The sequence below is a fragment of the Mixta theicola genome (genome assembly GCF_002895925.1).
Classification (GTDB): domain Bacteria; phylum Pseudomonadota; class Gammaproteobacteria; order Enterobacterales; family Enterobacteriaceae; genus Mixta; species Mixta theicola.
Genome location: NZ_NWUO01000006.1, coordinates 91,720 through 108,118 on the forward strand (window position 1 = coordinate 91,720; position 16,399 = coordinate 108,118).

The following is a 16,399-nucleotide window of genomic DNA, read 5'->3' on the forward strand; positions in this document are numbered from 1 at the left end:
TTTGTGCGCGCCTTTTTACTGTTTAAATTCTGCTTTATAAATGAGTAATGATTATCTCCTCCTGGCTTCGGGCGGTATTTTTTCTCTTGTCGGCAGAAAATAAACGAGGACTAAGAGGAATGAACAGCAATGATTACACTTTTATTTAAAACAACTCCGTTAGTCAGATTTATCCGGCACCGGGTTACGCTTAGCGGCACGTTATCGATTTCATTATTCTCCTTTATTCCTGCCGTATGTGATGCGGCCTTGCTTACGGCCGTTTCCGTTGAAAAGAATGCTATTTTGCGGCTGAACGATGGCGATCAAATAACGGTGACGGGTAGCGAAAATAATCTTTGTGGTATATGCAACGGCACCGGCGCAACGAATAGCACGATTAATTTAGGTAATAATGTTAGCATTAATGTTAATGGGCCGGTAGCGGGTGGTATTATGCTGAAGGGCAATAATTCCACGCTACAGGCTAATCAGTTAAAGGTTAATGTTAATGGCCAATATGGCATTCAGGTGGATGCAAAGGATGCGCAAATTAATTTAGGTAGCGGCAGCCGGATTGAATTAAATAATAATACGCTGATGGCCAACGGAATTTATCTTAGTAATCGCTCTTTTTTATCAGCGGATGCGCTAACTATTATTACTCATGGCGTGGGCAGCGGGTTATATATTTCCGATGCGGGAAGCCGGGTGGATATTGGCGAGAATTCGCTTATTCAGACGCAGGGCGCGCAGGCAACCGGCATCTATATTTTTGGCCGGAATAATAGCGCTTCCGGCGTACCGGCCAGCCTGAAGGCGAACCGGCTTACCGTTACGACCGCAGGCGATTTAGCCTACGGTATGAATATTCAGGCCAATGCAGCGGTGAATTTAGGTCGTGGAAGCCGGATTGAAACCCTTGGCGAAGGCGCGATGGGGATTTGGAATCTGGGGGTGCTGACGGCGGATGAACTGCATATTAAAACCGCAGGCGGTAATCGCGCTAACGCGCTGGAAGTACGGCAGCAGGGCGTGGCGAGCATTGGCGCCGGCAGTTCGCTTTACAGTGAAAACAGCGGCGCGCTGGTTGCCAGCGGCGATGCGGCGACGGCGAACTTTAACGGTAGCGAAACGCAGCGTAACCAGATTTTTTCCGGCGGCTCGTATGCCGTCTCGGCGCAGTTTGACGGGGCCAGAGTCAATCTCTCCTGGAGCGATATTGTTATCCGCAGCAGCAACGGGCTGGCAACAGGCATTTGGGCGCTGGGCGGCGGACAGGTGCAGGGCGATAACCTGGCGATTACCGGCAACAGCGGGACGATTGGCGTGTATGCCATGTCCGACAGCGAGGTTGATTTAACCGGGAAAACGGAGATTCGAATGGCCTCGCCGCTGGATATGGCGCTGGGCACGCAGCATAACTCCGGCTATCGCGCCAGCCGCATCAGCCTGAGCGGGCTGATCGATATTGTCGGCAGCGTCAATGCCGCTGGCGGCAAGATCGCTCTGGATATGGCGGCGGGTTCGCAACTGACGGGCGTGACCGCCAGCGACGGGGTTAACGGCGGCTATCTGAACATGAAAATGGACCACAGCCAGTGGAATATGCCGGGTAACTCGGTAGTAGATCATTTAACCCTGAACAACAGCACGGTTAACTTTATGGCCGGAGAGGCCGGATCGCGCCTTACGGTCGGTAACCTGGCGGGAAGCGGCACCTTCGCGCTGATGACGGATATTATGGCTGGCCGCAGCGATCGGCTGGTGGTGACCGGCAGCAGCACAGGCAGCCATTATTTGCAGATACGCAATCGCGGCGATATGCAGACTACCGGCCAGGAAGTGCTGACGGTAGTGGAAACGCAGGATGGCCTGGCGCGCTTTACGCTTTCAACCACTACGGAAAAAGTGGAGATGGGCGGCTATCTCTATGGACTGCAACAGACAGGAGCGAACTGGCAGCTGGCTGCCACCGGCGTGGCAGATACGCCCGCGCCGCCGGGGCCTGCGCCAGAACCGGAACCGGAACCTGCCCCCGATCTGACGCCAGAACCGGCTCCCGCACCTACGCAGCCGGAGCTAACCAGCACGGCCGATGCAGGCGCTAACTTCCTGAATAGCAATTATCTGATTAACTACGCGCAGATGCAGACGCTGATGCAGCGCTTTGGCGATCTACGGCAAAAAAATAGTACGGGCAACGGCTGGATCCGCGGCATCAGCGGACGCTTCAATGATTTTGCCGATAGCAGGCTAAGCCGCTTTAGCCTGAGCTATTCCGGCATGCAGTTTGGCGTTGATAAACAGATTGCGCCTGCAACGCCCGTCACGTTGGGCGTTTTTATGGGGGTAACCAACGGCAAGTCCCATTACGCTTCCGGCAGCGGCGATCAAACGTCGAAACATGTCGGCCTGTATATCACCGCGCTGGCGGATAACGGCCTGTGGCTGGATGGCCTGGTAAAATATGCGCAGATGAAAAACAGCTTTAACGTCAGGGACTCTCAGGGGAAAACGGTCGTCGGCTATGGCGCAACGGATAACTACAGCGCATCACTGGAGAGCGGAAAACGCATTAACCTGACATCGGCCCGGCAGGGCTTCTATCTTGAGCCGCAGCTGCAGCTAAGCTGGAGCCGTCAAAACAGGGATCGTCTGGCAGCCTCCAACGGCCTGCGTATCGACCTCGACGGCTATGATTCCCTGCTGGGGCGCGCCAGCGCGCAGCTCGGCTATCGTATGCAGCAGAACGGCTTACGGCTTAATCTCTACCTGAAAAGCGGCATCGTGCGCGAATTTAAAGGCGAAGCCGGTTACCGTCTTAACGGTTCGCCGGAGCGACACAGCTTTAAAGGCAGCTGGTGGCATCACGGCGTGGGCGTTAGCGCAAATATTGCCTCACAGCACGTTATCTATGTTGAGGGCGACAGTTCTACCGGTCAGCAGTTTAATCAGCGGCGGTTCAACGCTGGCTATCGCTTTAGCTTCTGACCTTATCGCTTCCATCTGCCTTTACCTGAGCAGCGTGCCTGGTCGGCCTGATGGCGCTTATATTTTGGCGTACAATGAAGGCCGGATACATTTCATCAGATGTCGATCGGGATTTAGCAACGTTAATATGATAAGCGCGGGAAAATTTTTTGATGGCCACAACGATTTGTTGCTGCGCCTGTGGGTAAATCATGCGGATAATCCGGCGTCGGCCTTTTTTGCCGGACGGGAGCAGGGGCATCTCGATTTTCCACGTATGCGTCAGGGCGGTTTTGCTGGCGGCCTGTTTGCGGTCTTTGTGCCGCCGGTTGCCTGGCTGGCCGGAGAGCGCGGTCAGGAGGTTGCCCGCGTGCAGGCGCAGCACGACGCGCTGGCGATTGCCGAGGCGCAAATCGCCATTCTGCACCAGCTGGCGCAGGCGTCCGCAGGCCGGGCGCGGTTGTGCCTGACGGCCACTGAGATTGAACAGTGCCTGCAACAGGATGTGCTGGCGCTGGTGATGCATATCGAAGGCGCGGAAATGCTTGATGAGGAGCTAACGCTGCTGGATCGCTTTTATCACCTCGGCCTGCGCAGCATTGGGCCGTTCTGGAATTTGCCCAATCGCTTCGGCGTCGGCGTGAGCGGCGGCTTCCCCGGCTCGCCCGATACCGGCGACGGGATGACGGCGGCGGGCAAAGCGCTGATCCGCGCCTGCAATCAGCGACGGCTACTGATTGATCTTTCCCATATGAACGAGAAAACGTTCTGGCAAACGGCGGAGCTGAGCGATGCGCCGCTGGTGGCCACGCATTCCAATGCGCACGCGCTTTGCGCCCAGCCGCGCAACCTGACCAATGCGCAGCTGGAGGCGATTGCCGCCAGCGACGGCTTTGTCGGCGTTAACTTTGGCAACGCCTTTCTGCGCGCCGATGGGCAACGCAACGCCGACACATCCCTTAACGAGATTGTTAACCATTTGTGTTTTCTGCTTGATAAATTAGGGGAAGATCGCGTTGGCTTTGGTTCTGATTTTGACGGTATTAGCGTGCCGGAAAGCCTGGGCGACGTCGCCGGTATGCCCTCGCTTTTTAACGCGTTAACGGCCGCAGGCATTGATGCGGATCTGCAGGAGAAGCTGGCCTGGCGCAACTGGCTGCGGGTGTTAAAGCGCACGTGGGGTCAATAGAAAAGTTGCGATCAAGGTCACATTAGAGCAACATCTGCGCTGCCAAATTTTCATATTTGACAACTTACGGATTGCCTGCCGCAATTAATAGCGACAATCCGTCATTTCAACATCAAGAGGAGCAACCTTATGTCTGCATGGATCAAACCTGCATTTGAAGATTTACGTCTGGGTCTGGAAGTGACTCTGTACATTTCCAACCGTTAATCCCTGTGCCCGCGTTCGTCGCGGGCCTGTTTCTTTCCTTTCCCGGTTAACACATGCAGATCAAAGTTCTTGGCTCCGCGGCTGGCGGAGGGTTCCCGCAATGGAACTGTAACTGTAAAAACTGCCAGGGCGTGCGTAACGGCACGATGAAAACCTCACGGCGTACGCAATCCTCTATCGCGATTAGCGACAACGGAAAAGATTGGGTGCTGTGCAATGTCTCTCCCGATATTTGCCATCAGCTGCTGGCTTCGCCCGAATTGAATAATCCCGACGTGCTGCGCGGCACCGGCATTGGCGCCATTATCCTCACCGACAGCCAAATCGATCACAGCGCGGGCTTACTCAATTTGCGTGAAGGCTGTCCGCACCATGTCTGGTGTACAGATGAGGTCCATCAGGATCTTACTACCGGCTTTCCGGTATTCACCATGCTTTCCCACTGGAACGGCGGCCTGATCCATCATGCCATCGTGCCGGAACAGACGTTCAGCGTCAGCGTATGCCAAAGCCTGCGCTTTACCGCCATTCCGCTGTTGAGCAACGCGCCGCCTTACTCGCCGTATCGCGACCGTCCGCTGCCGGGCCACAACGTGGCGCTGTTTATCGAAGACGGCAACAGCGGTAAAAGCCTGCTGTATGCGCCGGGGCTGGGCGAGCCGGACAATGCGCTGATGCCGTGGCTGCAAAAGGCGGATTGCCTGCTGATCGACGGCACGCTGTGGCGTGATAACGAGCTGGCGGCGACCGGCGTTGGCAAAAATACCGGTAAAGATATGGGCCATCTGGCGCTGTCGGAAGAACAGGGCCTGGCCGCGCTGCTGGCGTCGCTACCGGCAGAACGCAAAATCCTGATTCATATTAACAACACCAACCCCATCCTGGATGAAGCGTCTGCCGAGCGCCAAAGCCTGACGCAGCAGGGCATTGAAGTGAGCTGGGATGGCATGTTAATCGAGGTATAACCATGACGCAGACACAGCCGCTCTCGCCGCAGGCTTTTGAACAGGCGCTGCGCGCTAAAGGCGCTTATTACCATATTCATCATCCCTACCACATCGCGATGCACAACGGCAAAGCGACGCGTGAGCAAATTCAGGGCTGGGTGGCGAACCGCTACTACTATCAGACCAATATTCCGCTGAAGGATGCCGCCATTATGGCTAACTGCCCGCATCCGGAGGTACGTCGCAAATGGGTGCAGCGCATTCTCGATCACGACGGCTACGGCGACAGCGAAGGCGGCATCGAGGCCTGGCTGCGGCTGGGCGAGGCGGTAGGTCTGGATCGCGAAGTGGTGCAGTCGGAAGCGCTGGTGCTGCCTGGCGTACGCTTCGCCGTAGATGCCTATGTCAACTTCGCCCGCCGCGCCAACTGGCAGGAGGCGGCCTGTAGCTCGCTGACCGAGCTGTTTGCGCCACAGATCCATCAGGCGCGGCTCGACAGCTGGCCGCAGCACTATCCGTGGATCGAAGCGGAAGGCTATGACTATTTCCGCAGTCGGCTGAGCCAGGCAAACCGCGACGTGGAGCATGGTCTGCAGCTGGCGCTGGAGTATTGCGATACGGTAGAGAAGCAGCAGCGGATGCTGGAAATCCTGCAGTTCAAGCTGGATATTCTGTGGAGCATGCTGGATGCGATGACGATGGCTTACGAAATGAAACGACCGCCTTACCATACGGTAACGGCGGATCTCGCCTGGCATAAAACGAGACTGGTGTAATGGAAATCAACGCTTCACAGACGCCGCAGTTCCGCCGCGGCTTTCGCCTGCAGTGGGAAGAGGCGCAAAACTGTCATGTCATCCTCTACCCGGAAGGGATGGCGCGACTGAACGGCAGCGCCGCTGAAATTTTACTGCTGGTGGACGGTAAGCGGACGCTGGGCGAGATTATCGCCGAACTGAACGCGCGCTTCCCTGACGTGCCCGATCTGGGCAATGACGTAACTGATTTTTTTGGCAAGGCCTATGAACAGAAGTGGATCATCTTCCGTGACTGAACGGAAACCGGCAGTTAATCCGCCGCTGTGGCTGCTGGCGGAGTTAACCTACCGCTGCCCGCTGCAGTGCCCGTACTGCTCCAACCCGCTCGATTTTGCCCAGCAGGATAAAGAGCTGACCACCGAACAATGGATTGAGGTATTTCGGCAGGCGCGGGCGATGGGCAGCGTACAGATCGGCTTCTCCGGCGGCGAGCCGCTGGTGCGCAAAGATCTGCCGGAACTGATCGCCGCCGCGCGCAATCTCGGTTTTTACACCAACCTGATCACCTCCGGTATCGGGCTGACCGAGAAAAAGCTGGATAGCTTTGCCGAGGCCGGGCTGGATCATATTCAAATCAGCTTCCAGGCCAGCGATGAAACGCTGAATGCCGCGCTGGCCGGTTCGGAAAAAGCGTTCCGGCAGAAGCTGGAAATGGCGCGGGCGGTCAAGGCGCACGGCTATCCGATGGTGCTGAACTTTGTGCTGCATCGCCATAATATCGACCAGATCGATCGCATTATTGAACTGTGCATTGAGCTGGAGGCGGATGACGTCGAGCTGGCGACCTGTCAGTTTTACGGCTGGGCGCAGCTGAACCGCGAAGGCCTGCTGCCAACGCGTGAGCAGATCGAGCGTGCCGAACAGGTGGTGAAACAGTACCGCCAGCGCATGGCGGAGAGCGGTAGCCTGACCAATCTGCTGTTTGTGACGCCCGATTATTATGAAGAGCGTCCCAAAGGCTGTATGGGCGGCTGGGGCGCGATTTTCCTCAGCGTGACGCCGGAAGGCACCGCGCTGCCGTGCCACAGCGCGCGACAGCTGCCGGTACAGTTTCCGTCGGTGCTGGAGCACAGTCTGCAGCATATCTGGTATGAATCCTTCGGATTTAACCGCTATCGCGGCTTCGACTGGATGCCGGAACCCTGCCGTTCCTGCGACGAAAAAGAGAAGGATTTCGGCGGCTGCCGCTGTCAGGCCTTTATGCTGACCGGTAACGCCGATAATGCCGACCCGGTTTGCGCTAAATCGCCGCATCACGGCAAAATCCTTGCGGCGCGCGAGGAAGCCAACTGTACCCAGATGCAAATCAGCCAGCTGCAGTTCCGTAATCGGGTTAATTCTCAGCTGATCTTTAAGGCGAACGCGTAATGTCGCCAGCGGCCTCGTTACGGCTGGATAACGGCCTGACGGTGCGGCTGCTGCACGACGCGCAGGCGTCAGAAGCGGCGGCGCTGCTGCAGGTCGCCAGCGGCAGCGACAACGAGCCGGAGCAGTGGCCTGGCCTGGCGCATCTGCTGGAGCATCTGCTGTTTACCGGCAGCGCGCGCTATACCGGTCAGCAGCGGCTGATGAGCTGGGTACCCGCGCAGGGCGGCCGCCTTAACGCGACGACCCGCGCCGATCGCACCGCTTATTTCTTTAGCCTGCCCGCCAGCGGGCTGGAAGCGGGGCTGGCGCGGCTGGTGGATATGCTGGCGCATCCGCTGCTGGCATCAGAGGCCATCATGCAGGAAACGGCGGTAATTGACGCCGAATATCGGCTGTTGCGGCAGGATACGCAGACGCTAAGCGGCGTTGCGCAGCGGCACTTTTTTCACGGCCCGCCAGCGATGCAGCGCTTTCACGTCGGCAGCCGCGCCAGTTTTGGCGAAGAGATACCCCGGCTGCGTCAGGCGCTGGAAGATTTTCATCAGCAGCGCTATCACGCCGGCGCAATGACGCTTTGGCTTTCCGGGCCGCAGCCGCTGTCAGAACTGGAAGCGATCGCCCGGCGCTGCGGGGCAAGCCTGCCCGCGTCCGCTGGCTCTGCGCTGTTGCCGTCTGCCCATTTACAGGCGCGCGCGGATGCAACGGTGCGCACGGCGGGTGCGACGCAGCTAACGCTGACCTTTGCCCTTAACCGCTGGCAGGAGAGCGATGCGGGCTGGTGCGCGCTGCTACAGCAGCTGCTGCTTGATGAGGCGGAAGGCGGTCTGCTGGCGCAGCTACGGGCCGCTGACGCCTGTGATGGCGTGAGTTTGCAGGAGGTCTGGCGCGGCGGCGGCGCGGCGTTGATTGCCGTCTGTTTTTTACCGGCGCATCCGCGCCCGCCACTTTCCGCGCTGCTGGAAGGCGCGCTGCGCCAGTGGCTTGCTCAGCTTGCGGCCTTCACCTCTTCGCAGCTAAACCACTATTTGCAGCTGGCGCAGCGCCAGTTTGCAGGCAAAAGCGCGCTCGATCGCTTACGCGAGCAGGCGTTTGGCTTTGCGCCGCCAGCGTCGGTTACGTCAGAGGAGTGGCAGCGTTGGCTGAAACAGCTTCAGAACGCCGCAGTCAGCCGCCTGTGGCTGGATGAAACCGTACAGGGCGAGTTGACTTCGTCGGCGGGATTTGAGTTTATCAGCGCGCCCTGGACGTCTATCCCACGGTCTGGCGCTTTGCCGCTGCGTTTCTGGCCTTTTCCGCCGCTGCCCGCGCCGCATATCCTGCCCGACGACGCGGTTCCCTTACTGCATCTGCCGTCGTCTGCGCCGGCGGTATTAACGCTGCGTCCTGTGCCGGACAAACCTATTACCGACCCGCTGGGATATGCCTTACAGGCGGCGCTGCGTGCGCTATCGGCCAGTTTCGCGCATCAGGGCGGCAGGCTAAACGTCGAGCGTCAGCAGGGTATCTGGCAGCTTCAGCTGAGCGGTGAGCCGACGTTAATGCTGGCTCAGCTGGCGGCCGTCGTTGCGCGGCTGCAGGCGTTTACTCCGTCAGAGGCAGGCGCGCGCGCGTGGCAACGGGAGCAGCAAAAAGAACAGGGTGAAATTCCGGTGCGTCGGCTCCTTAACCGGCTGCCGGGCTGGCTGCTGGCGCAGCAGCCAGCCTGTACGACGCTGGACAAGACGGTGTGGCAGGCGGCGCTGGTGGGCGGTAGCCAGGCGCTGGCGCAGAAGCTGGCCCGCCTGCTGAGCCGGATGCCGGGGCGCGTACAACATGCAGCCGGCTGGCAGCAGTGCAAGCCGCAGCCGGGGCAGCAGCACTATCTGCGCCTGACGCAGGGCGATACGGCGCTGCTGCTGTTTTGCCCGCTGACGCAGCCTGACTTGGAAGCACAGCTGGCGTGGCGGATGCTGGCGCTGATTTATCAGCCCGCCTTTTTTCAGCGCCTGCGGGTAGAACAGCAGGTCGGCTATGTTGTCAGCTGCAGTTTTCATCACGTCGCCAACAGTGCAGGCGTGCTGTTTGCGCTGCAGTCGCCGCAAATCGAGGCCGCCGCGCTGTTGACGCATATTCAGCGCTTTTTGCTGGCGATGGAGGGCGAGATTGCCCAACTTGCCGCTGATGAGCTGGTGGAAAAGCGTGAGCGGCTGTGGCAGCGGCTACAGCCAGACGGCGATGCGCTGGAACAGGCGCGACAGACGCTGGCTTTTCCCGATCTGGCTTCTCCGGCGGCGCGCAGCCTGCTGGAAAGTCTGGATGCGCCCAGGCTGGTTGAATGGCATCGCGCGCTCTGCAACGGCGCCCACTGGTGGCAATGCGCGGCTGAGGCTGGATAAAACGGCTTAATGCCGCTGACGCCGCGCTTTTTTATGCCGATACATAATGCTGTCGCTTTGATTAAGCAGTCCCGTTAGCGGCTGCGGCCGGGCCGGATCAAATTCCACCATGCCTACCGAAAAATCGAGGCGATAGCGTCGCTCAAGCGGCTGTATATGCTGTTCCAGCTCGGTGCGAAAATTCTCCAGCCGTTCATTCGCCTGCTGCTGGTTCATATCGATAAACAGCACGACAAATTCATCGCCGCCGAGACGAGCGAACAGCGCCGAATGACGAAAACTGATTTTCAGCGCGTCGGCAAAGTCCATCAGCGCCCGGTCGCCTTCCCGATGACCAAATTCATCGTTGATCTGCTTAAACCGATCGAGATCGAAAAAAGCCAGGCAGGCGAAACAGTGGCGCAGCGCGCACTCTTTCAGCAGCATTTGTCCCAGCGTCATAAAGCCGCGTCGGTTAGATATTTGCGTCAGCTCATCGGAGGTGGCCTGCTGGAAATTCACCAGCTCCGCCTCAGCCATCGAGGCCAGGTCGCGCAGGGCGCTGATGTCTTCGGCATCAAACGAGCGGGGCTGGGTGTCCAGAATGCACAGCGTCCCGACTTTCGAACCGCCAGGCGCGCGCAGCGGGTAGCCAGCATAAAAGCGAATATGCGGCTCGCCGGCCACCAGCGGATTATCATAGAAACGTAGATCTTCGCACGCGTTCTCCACCACCATCACCTCATCCTGCAGGATGGTATGGCCGCAAAAAGAGATGTCGCGTGTCGTTTGGGTGACGCTGATGCCCTCTCTCGATTTAAACCATTGATATTGCGCATCCAGCAGGCTGACAACCGCAATTGAAACGTTGAACAGCCGTTTCGCCAGACGCGTCAGGCGATCAAAACGCTCCTCGGCGGGCGTGTTTAATATTTTCAGCGCATGAAGCTCACACAGGCGCTGCGACTCATTTGCAGGGATTTCAGGTACTTTCATAAAAATCCTTCAAATTTTAACATTATTTAATTTATTTACCCTCCGTGACAGTATCGGACAGAAAAGGCACAACTTCAGGACGAAACAGCGTTGATGATATGCAGCAATACCAAACCTGAACGTCTCGCCGTGAATTTGTCGGCAATCTGACCTGAACAGTTACCTTAGTTTGCCAGCGGGAATAGGTAAAATATTGCGGGGGAAAAACGATACAAACAGGAAGAATTCAGGCAGCCGGGCGGCTGCCTGAGGGGAATTACAGCAGGTTACGTTCCGCCAGATCGAGAGCAAAATAGCTGAAGATAATATCGGCGCCGGCGCGTTTGATTGCGCCCAGGCTTTCAAGGATCACCGCATCTTCATTGATCGCGCCAGCCTGAGCGGCAAACTTGATCATCGCATATTCACCGCTCACCTGATAAGCCGCCAGCGGCAGTTCGGTGCGTTCGCGAATATCGCGCAGAATATCGAGGTAGGCGCCAGCCGGTTTTACCATCAGCGAATCGGCGCCTTCCGCCGCATCGATTAATGATTCACGGATCGCCTCACGACGGTTCATGGGGTTCATCTGATAGGTTTTACGATCGCCTTTCAGCGCGGTGCCGGCGGCTTCGCGGAACGGACCGTAGAACGATGAGGCGAACTTGGTGGAGTAAGACATAATAGCGGTATCGGTAAAGCCCGCTTCATCCAGCGCCCGACGAATCGCCGCTACCTGACCATCCATCGCCGCAGAAGGGGCAATAAAGTCAGCGCCCGCCTGCGCGGCAACGACCGCCTGCTTACCAAGGTTAATCAGCGTCGCGTCATTATCTACGCCGTGATCGCATAATACGCCGCAGTGACCGTGCGACGTATATTCGCAGAAGCAGGTATCGGACATGACGATCATTTCCGGCACCGCATCTTTGCAGATGCGCGACATACGCGCCACCAGACCATTTTCCTGCCAGGCATCGCTGCCGGTGGCGTCGGTGTGGTGTGAAATGCCGAAAGTCATTACCGAGCGGATACCGGCTTTAGCAATGCGTTCAATTTCATAAGCCAGGCGTTTTTCCGGGATGCGCATGACGCCCGGCATCGCTTCAATAGCTTTGTAATCATCCACGCCTTCTTCCACAAAGATCGGCAGGGCCAGATCGTTGCGGCTCAGCGTGGTTTCCTGGAACATATCGCGCAGCGCGGCGCTTTTACGTAATCTTCTGGGACGATTAATCAGGGAAATATCAGACATAATTATTTGCTGTACAGGTGAAAAAGTTATCTTAGTGTACGCGCTTTTATATTAACGGGCGAAACTTCCCGTGCGGCCTTGCAGGCAATAATTAACCGCACCGTTACCTTAACGGTTATATTTAACAGAGATGCAACATTCTGCCGTTTAATATTCCAGCCGGATCTGTATAGCCGTTTTTAATATAAAAAAATATCTGGTTTAACCGCCGTTTGAAAAAGCACTGGCGGCCTGTTAAACAGCGGTCAGGAAGGCGGCTTCCCTTAATTAAACGCTTCGATGCAAAGCATTATTCGCGTTGCATTCTTGCCAACTCTTGCGCATCGTGACTGCAAAACAGAGTGATATTTTCCTGCTGATTAAGCGACAATGCCCGCAGCCGCTGCTGATTTTCCCGCCGCGCCGCATTATCGGCCGCCATCATCCACTGATAAAAACGCAGCCCTGGAGTGCAATGGCGCTGCTGCTGATACATTTCTCCGCGATAAAACCAGGCGTCGCCGCCGTGCAACAGCCAGCCGTCGTCTTGCTGAATAGCGACGCCCGCATGGCCTGGCGTATGGCCTGGCAGCGGAATTAACAGGATTTCAGGCGGCAGCCCGTTTAGCGCTTTCACTGCGGCAAATCCCTGCCAGCTTTCACCCTGCGGCTGATAGGTTTGCCACTGGACGTTACCAGGCCATTGCGCCGGGCGGTAGCGCCGTCGCTGTAGCCAGCTGTCGCGGTGACGGCTGGTTTCCAGCTCCTGTTGCAGCAGATGAACATGCGCATGGGGAAAATCGGTTAGCCCACCGGCGTGATCGAAATCGAGATGCGTCAGCACGATATGGCGTACATCCTGCGCCTGAAAGCCCAGACGCCGAACCTGCGCCAGCGCGCTAAGTTCGGGACGGCGCTGGATGTTATTAAACTGGCGAAAGAAGAGGGCGATACGCGAGTCGTGACGGAGATCCTGCTCACCAAAGCCGGTATCCACCAGTACCAGCCCGTCGCGCTCGGTTTCAATCAGTAAGCAGTGGCAAACTAAATGGGCGTGCAGCCCTTTACTGAAGCCGTCATATAACGCACCGCCAAAAGGACACATCGAACCACAGCTCAGGTGGTGTACCCGCATAGCCTTTCTCCTTAAACGTAAACTTTAAGTGTGGGCGCTAATACGCCAGCAAGCCAGACGGCAGCTTTCAGAACGGTCGGGCGGCGCCAGGGCGCGTTTTAACACCGTTGCGTCTGTTGATCGTCTGAATCGTTTCTACACTTAACCTTTTATGGGCCCGGTAAAACGGCCCGCATTAATTAACGCAACGCGTAATCGGAGGTTCTGTGAAAGCTCTTGTCTGGCACGGCGTTGGCGATATTCGCCTGGATGATGTCCCTGAACCACGTATTGAAAGCCCTGATGATGCGGTTATCAGGTTGACCGCATCGGCCATCTGCGGCACCGATTTACACTTTATTCGCGGCACCTTCAGTAATATGCGCCAGGGGACAATTCTGGGCCACGAAGGAGTGGGGATTGTCGAAGCGCTGGGTGATAACGTACGCAATTTCGATATTGGCGATCGGGTGGTGGTCTGCTCCACGATTTCCTGCGGCTATTGTCCTCCCTGTCGCGAAGGCAATACCGCCCAGTGCGATAATGCCAACCCCAACGGCCCGGAGGCTGGCACCTGTTTCTTCGGCGGCCCGCAGGCGACCGGACCGGTAAACGGCCTACAGGCGGAAAAAGCGCGTATTCCTTTTGCCTCCAATACGCTGATAAAAGTGCCGCCTGAAGTCAGTGACGAACAGGCCATTCTGATCAGCGATATTTTCCCTACCGCCTGGTTCGGCGCTGAGATGGCGAAGATTGATCGCGGCGATATTGTGACGGTTTTCGGGGCCGGGCCGGTCGGGCAGTTTACCGTAGCCAGCGCGCTGTTAATGGGCGCGTCGCGCGTGATTGCCATCGACTGCCACGAGGATCGGCTGGCGATGGCACGTCGTCAGGGCGCGTTCACCATCAACTTCGAAAAAGAGGACCCGGTCGCTACGATCAAAAAGCTGACCGGCGGCATCGGCGCTGATCGTGCAATAGATGCCGTAGGCGTGGACAGCCAGCACGCTCACAGCGGCCCGGCGGCGGCGCAGGCTGATAAGGAAGCGGATAAGTTCCGCCAGGAAGTCGCGCAGGTAGCGCCGGAGAATGCTGAGCATCAGCACGTTGACGAAGGGAACTGGGTGCCGGGCGATGCGCCGACTCAGGCGCTGGAGTGGGCGATTGCCTCGCTGAAAAAAGCCGGCACGCTGAGTATTATCGGTGTCTATCCGCCGGAAGCGGAAACGTTTCCTGTCGGCATGGCGATGAATAAGAACCTGACGATGCGAATGGGCAACTGTAACCATCACACCATTATTCCGCAGCTGCTGGAGCTGGTGCGGATGGGCGCAATCGATCCGGTTGAGGTGCTAACGCAGGTAGAGCCGCTCAGCGACGTGATTTCGGCCTATGAAGCGTTTGATAAGCGCGAGCCGGGTTGGATTAAAACGGAACTGCTGCCGCAAAATTAAAGCGGGCGGCCTGAAAAAAGCCCCTCACGGAGAGGGGCTTTTTGGTTATTCGTTGATATGCGGATGCTGTTGAATAAGATTCTTACGTCTCTCCTCCAGCTTAGCGATCTCTTCGGTAATATCCTCGATTTTCTGCTCGATATTATCGTGATGTTCCTGCAGGATCTCGCGCGCCTCATGTATATCGGAGGCCGCCGGAGTCGCGCCTTTCAGCGGCTTGTTGGCGGTCTCTTTCATGGTAATACCGGTGATTAAACCGATCGCTGCGATGACCATCAGATAGTAAGCGGGCATATAAAGATCGTCCGAGGCTTCTACCAGCCAGGCCGCAACGGTTGGCGTCAGACCGGCAATTAACACTGAAATGTTAAAGGAGCTGGCCAGGGCGCTGTAGCGGATATGCGTCGGGAACATCGCCGGCAGCGAGGATGCCATCACGCCGGTAAAGCAGTTAAGCACGATTGCCAGCATCAGCAGACCGGCAAAAATCAGCCCCAGCACGTTACTGTTGATCAGCATAAAGGCGGGAATAGCCAGAACCAGCAGGGCGATACTGCCGATAATCACAAACGGACGACGGCCAAAGCGGTCGCTCAGCAGGCCGATAACCGGCTGAACAAACAGCATGCCGATCATGATGGCGATAATAATCAATACGCCGTGATCTTCGGGGTAGTGCAGGTTATGCGAGAGATAGCTCGGCATATAGGTCAGCAGCATGTAATAGGTGACGTTGGTGGCAATGACCAGACCAACGCAGGCCAGCAGGCTTCTCCAGTGCCTGGTGGCAATTTCACGGAAAGAGACTTTTGGCCCTTCGCGCAGGCCGTCACGATCGCCCTGTTCCAGTTTTTCCACATGTTGCTGAAACGCTGGCGTTTCTTCCAGCGCATGGCGCAGATAAAGCCCAATGATGCCCAGCGGCAGCGCCACAAAGAAAGGCAGACGCCAGCCCCACGACAGAAAGCTTTCTTCGCCGATGATCGTTGAGATCAGCACCACCAGACCCGCGCCCAACACAAAGCCGGCAATAGAGCCGAAATCGAGCCAGCTTCCCATAAAGCCGCGCTTGCGGTCAGGCGAGTATTCCGCCACGAAGATAGATGCGCCGGTATATTCGCCGCCCACGGAGAACCCCTGGGCCATTTTCGCCAGCAGCAGCAGTACCGGCGCCCAGATGCCGATTGAGGCATAAGACGGGATCAGGCCGATACAAAAGGTGCTGAGCGACATGATGATAATAGTAACCGAGAGGATTTTCTGGCGTCCGTACTTATCGCCAAGCCTGCCGAAAAACAGGCCGCCCAGCGGGCGAATCAGGAAAGGAACGGAGAAGGTGGCCAGCGCGGCGATCATCTGGACGCCGGGGTTGGCTCCGGGAAAAAAGACTTTACCTAAGGCATAGGCCACAAAGCCGTAGACCCCAAAATCGAACCACTCCATCGCATTGCCTAACGATGCGGCGGTAATTGCTTTGCGTAATCGTGCGTCATCGATGATGGTAACGTCATCAAGCGCAATAGGTCTTACGCGCTTCCTACGTAGTTTCATATCATTCGCCCTGTATTTGCTGATTGATTTAATTTCTTCAACGGCGCGAACCGAAGCGAAAAACGGTCAGATCGCGGCGTTGAGGAAATTTTTTCTCTGGCGCAACGCCAGCTTTTTTCGACATCATTCGCGATAATCACGTAACGGAATGTTTACGTTATGATTTCACAGTATATCGTCAGAATGCGGAAAATGTTACATCTGCGCTAAAAGCAGCGGTTAAAGGCGTATGAAAA

13 protein-coding genes are annotated in these 16,399 nt (G+C 56.9%); 9 read left to right on the forward strand and 4 right to left on the reverse strand.

Annotation, left to right across the window (positions count from 1 at the left end; all coding sequences use genetic code 11):
* Positions 1 to 129 precede the first annotated feature (129 nt).
* The 8 genes from COO59_RS09785 (at position 130) to pqqF (ending at position 9,856) form a co-directional block, all read left to right on the forward strand.
* Positions 130 to 2,973 (forward strand): autotransporter outer membrane beta-barrel domain-containing protein, encoded by a 2,844-nt coding sequence (locus COO59_RS09785; protein ID WP_103059617.1) that lies wholly within the window; start codon positions 130 to 132, stop codon positions 2,971 to 2,973.
* Between the two features lie 127 nt (positions 2,974 to 3,100).
* Positions 3,101 to 4,141: a dipeptidase gene (locus COO59_RS09790; protein WP_103059618.1), complete on the forward strand. Its 1,041-nt coding sequence runs from the start codon at positions 3,101 to 3,103 to the stop codon at positions 4,139 to 4,141.
* 129 nt (positions 4,142 to 4,270) lie between these two features.
* The gene (pqqA, locus tag COO59_RS09795; RefSeq protein WP_071883753.1) at positions 4,271 to 4,348 is read left to right on the forward strand and encodes a pyrroloquinoline quinone precursor peptide PqqA; all 78 of its coding nucleotides are present in this window, start codon (positions 4,271 to 4,273) and stop codon (positions 4,346 to 4,348) included.
* 53 nt (positions 4,349 to 4,401) lie between these two features.
* A complete protein-coding gene (gene pqqB, locus COO59_RS09800; RefSeq protein ID WP_103059619.1) occupies positions 4,402 to 5,313 on the forward strand; it encodes a pyrroloquinoline quinone biosynthesis protein PqqB in 912 nt (303 codons plus the stop codon).
* A 2-nt stretch (positions 5,314 to 5,315) separates the two neighbouring features.
* Entirely contained in the window at positions 5,316 to 6,071 is a 756-nt protein-coding gene (gene pqqC, locus COO59_RS09805) for a pyrroloquinoline-quinone synthase PqqC (RefSeq protein WP_103059620.1), read from the forward strand.
* Positions 6,071 to 6,349, forward strand: coding sequence for a pyrroloquinoline quinone biosynthesis peptide chaperone PqqD (gene pqqD / locus COO59_RS09810; RefSeq protein ID WP_103059621.1), 279 nt, complete (start codon positions 6,071 to 6,073; stop codon positions 6,347 to 6,349). Before pqqC ends, pqqD begins: the two co-directional genes overlap by 1 nt.
* Positions 6,318 to 7,481: a pyrroloquinoline quinone biosynthesis protein PqqE gene (gene pqqE, locus COO59_RS09815; protein ID WP_103059622.1), complete on the forward strand. Its 1,164-nt coding sequence runs from the start codon at positions 6,318 to 6,320 to the stop codon at positions 7,479 to 7,481. Before pqqD ends, pqqE begins: the two co-directional genes overlap by 32 nt.
* A complete protein-coding gene (pqqF, locus tag COO59_RS09820; RefSeq protein WP_103059623.1) occupies positions 7,481 to 9,856 on the forward strand; it encodes a pyrroloquinoline quinone biosynthesis protein PqqF in 2,376 nt (791 codons plus the stop codon). The genes pqqE and pqqF overlap by 1 nt, the downstream gene beginning before the upstream one ends.
* 6 nt (positions 9,857 to 9,862) lie before the next feature.
* Here the strand turns inward: pqqF and COO59_RS09825 are convergent, their stop codons facing one another.
* The 3 genes from COO59_RS09825 to COO59_RS09835 all read right to left on the reverse strand — a co-directional run bounded on the left by COO59_RS09825 (position 9,863) and on the right by COO59_RS09835 (position 13,179).
* Positions 9,863 to 10,831: a GGDEF domain-containing protein gene (locus tag COO59_RS09825; protein ID WP_103059624.1), complete on the reverse strand. Its 969-nt coding sequence runs from the start codon at positions 10,829 to 10,831 to the stop codon at positions 9,863 to 9,865.
* Positions 10,832 to 11,087: 256 nt separating this feature from the next.
* Positions 11,088 to 12,065, reverse strand: coding sequence for a porphobilinogen synthase (gene hemB, locus COO59_RS09830; RefSeq protein ID WP_103059625.1), 978 nt, complete (start codon positions 12,063 to 12,065; stop codon positions 11,088 to 11,090).
* 289 nt (positions 12,066 to 12,354) lie between these two features.
* Positions 12,355 to 13,179, reverse strand: a complete 825-nt coding sequence (locus tag COO59_RS09835; protein WP_103059626.1) for an MBL fold metallo-hydrolase — start codon at positions 13,177 to 13,179, stop codon at positions 12,355 to 12,357.
* A gap of 206 nt (positions 13,180 to 13,385) precedes the next feature.
* On the opposite strand from COO59_RS09835, the gene COO59_RS09840 reads away from it, so the two are divergent.
* Positions 13,386 to 14,612 carry a zinc-dependent alcohol dehydrogenase gene (locus tag COO59_RS09840; protein ID WP_103059627.1) on the forward strand — a complete coding sequence of 409 codons (1,227 nt, stop codon included), beginning with the start codon at positions 13,386 to 13,388 and terminating at the stop codon, positions 14,610 to 14,612.
* A 45-nt stretch (positions 14,613 to 14,657) separates the two neighbouring features.
* Here COO59_RS09840 and proP read toward each other — a convergent pair whose 3' ends face one another.
* The gene (gene proP, locus COO59_RS09845) at positions 14,658 to 16,163 is read right to left on the reverse strand and encodes a glycine betaine/L-proline transporter ProP (RefSeq protein WP_103059628.1); all 1,506 of its coding nucleotides are present in this window, start codon (positions 16,161 to 16,163) and stop codon (positions 14,658 to 14,660) included.
* Between the last annotated feature and the right edge of the window lie 236 nt (positions 16,164 to 16,399).

What these genes read in the sequence shown, in the direction of transcription:
- pqqD (WP_103059621.1), top strand. Translation starts at nt 6,071, where the DNA reads ATGGAAATCAACGCTTCACAGACGCCGCAGTTCCGCCGCGGCTTTCGC.
- hemB (WP_103059625.1), bottom strand. Translation starts at nt 12,065, where the DNA reads ATGTCTGATATTTCCCTGATTAATCGTCCCAGAAGATTACGTAAAAGC.
- COO59_RS09785 (WP_103059617.1), top strand. Translation starts at nt 130, where the DNA reads ATGATTACACTTTTATTTAAAACAACTCCGTTAGTCAGATTTATCCGG.
- COO59_RS09835 (WP_103059626.1), bottom strand. Translation starts at nt 13,179, where the DNA reads ATGCGGGTACACCACCTGAGCTGTGGTTCGATGTGTCCTTTTGGCGGT.
- pqqC (WP_103059620.1), top strand. Translation starts at nt 5,316, where the DNA reads ATGACGCAGACACAGCCGCTCTCGCCGCAGGCTTTTGAACAGGCGCTG.
- pqqA (WP_071883753.1), top strand. Translation starts at nt 4,271, where the DNA reads ATGTCTGCATGGATCAAACCTGCATTTGAAGATTTACGTCTGGGTCTG.
- COO59_RS09825 (WP_103059624.1), bottom strand. Translation starts at nt 10,831, where the DNA reads ATGAAAGTACCTGAAATCCCTGCAAATGAGTCGCAGCGCCTGTGTGAG.
- proP (WP_103059628.1), bottom strand. Translation starts at nt 16,163, where the DNA reads ATGAAACTACGTAGGAAGCGCGTAAGACCTATTGCGCTTGATGACGTT.
- pqqF (WP_103059623.1), top strand. Translation starts at nt 7,481, where the DNA reads ATGTCGCCAGCGGCCTCGTTACGGCTGGATAACGGCCTGACGGTGCGG.
- COO59_RS09790 (WP_103059618.1), top strand. Translation starts at nt 3,101, where the DNA reads ATGATAAGCGCGGGAAAATTTTTTGATGGCCACAACGATTTGTTGCTG.
- pqqE (WP_103059622.1), top strand. Translation starts at nt 6,318, where the DNA reads ATGAACAGAAGTGGATCATCTTCCGTGACTGAACGGAAACCGGCAGTT.
- pqqB (WP_103059619.1), top strand. Translation starts at nt 4,402, where the DNA reads ATGCAGATCAAAGTTCTTGGCTCCGCGGCTGGCGGAGGGTTCCCGCAA.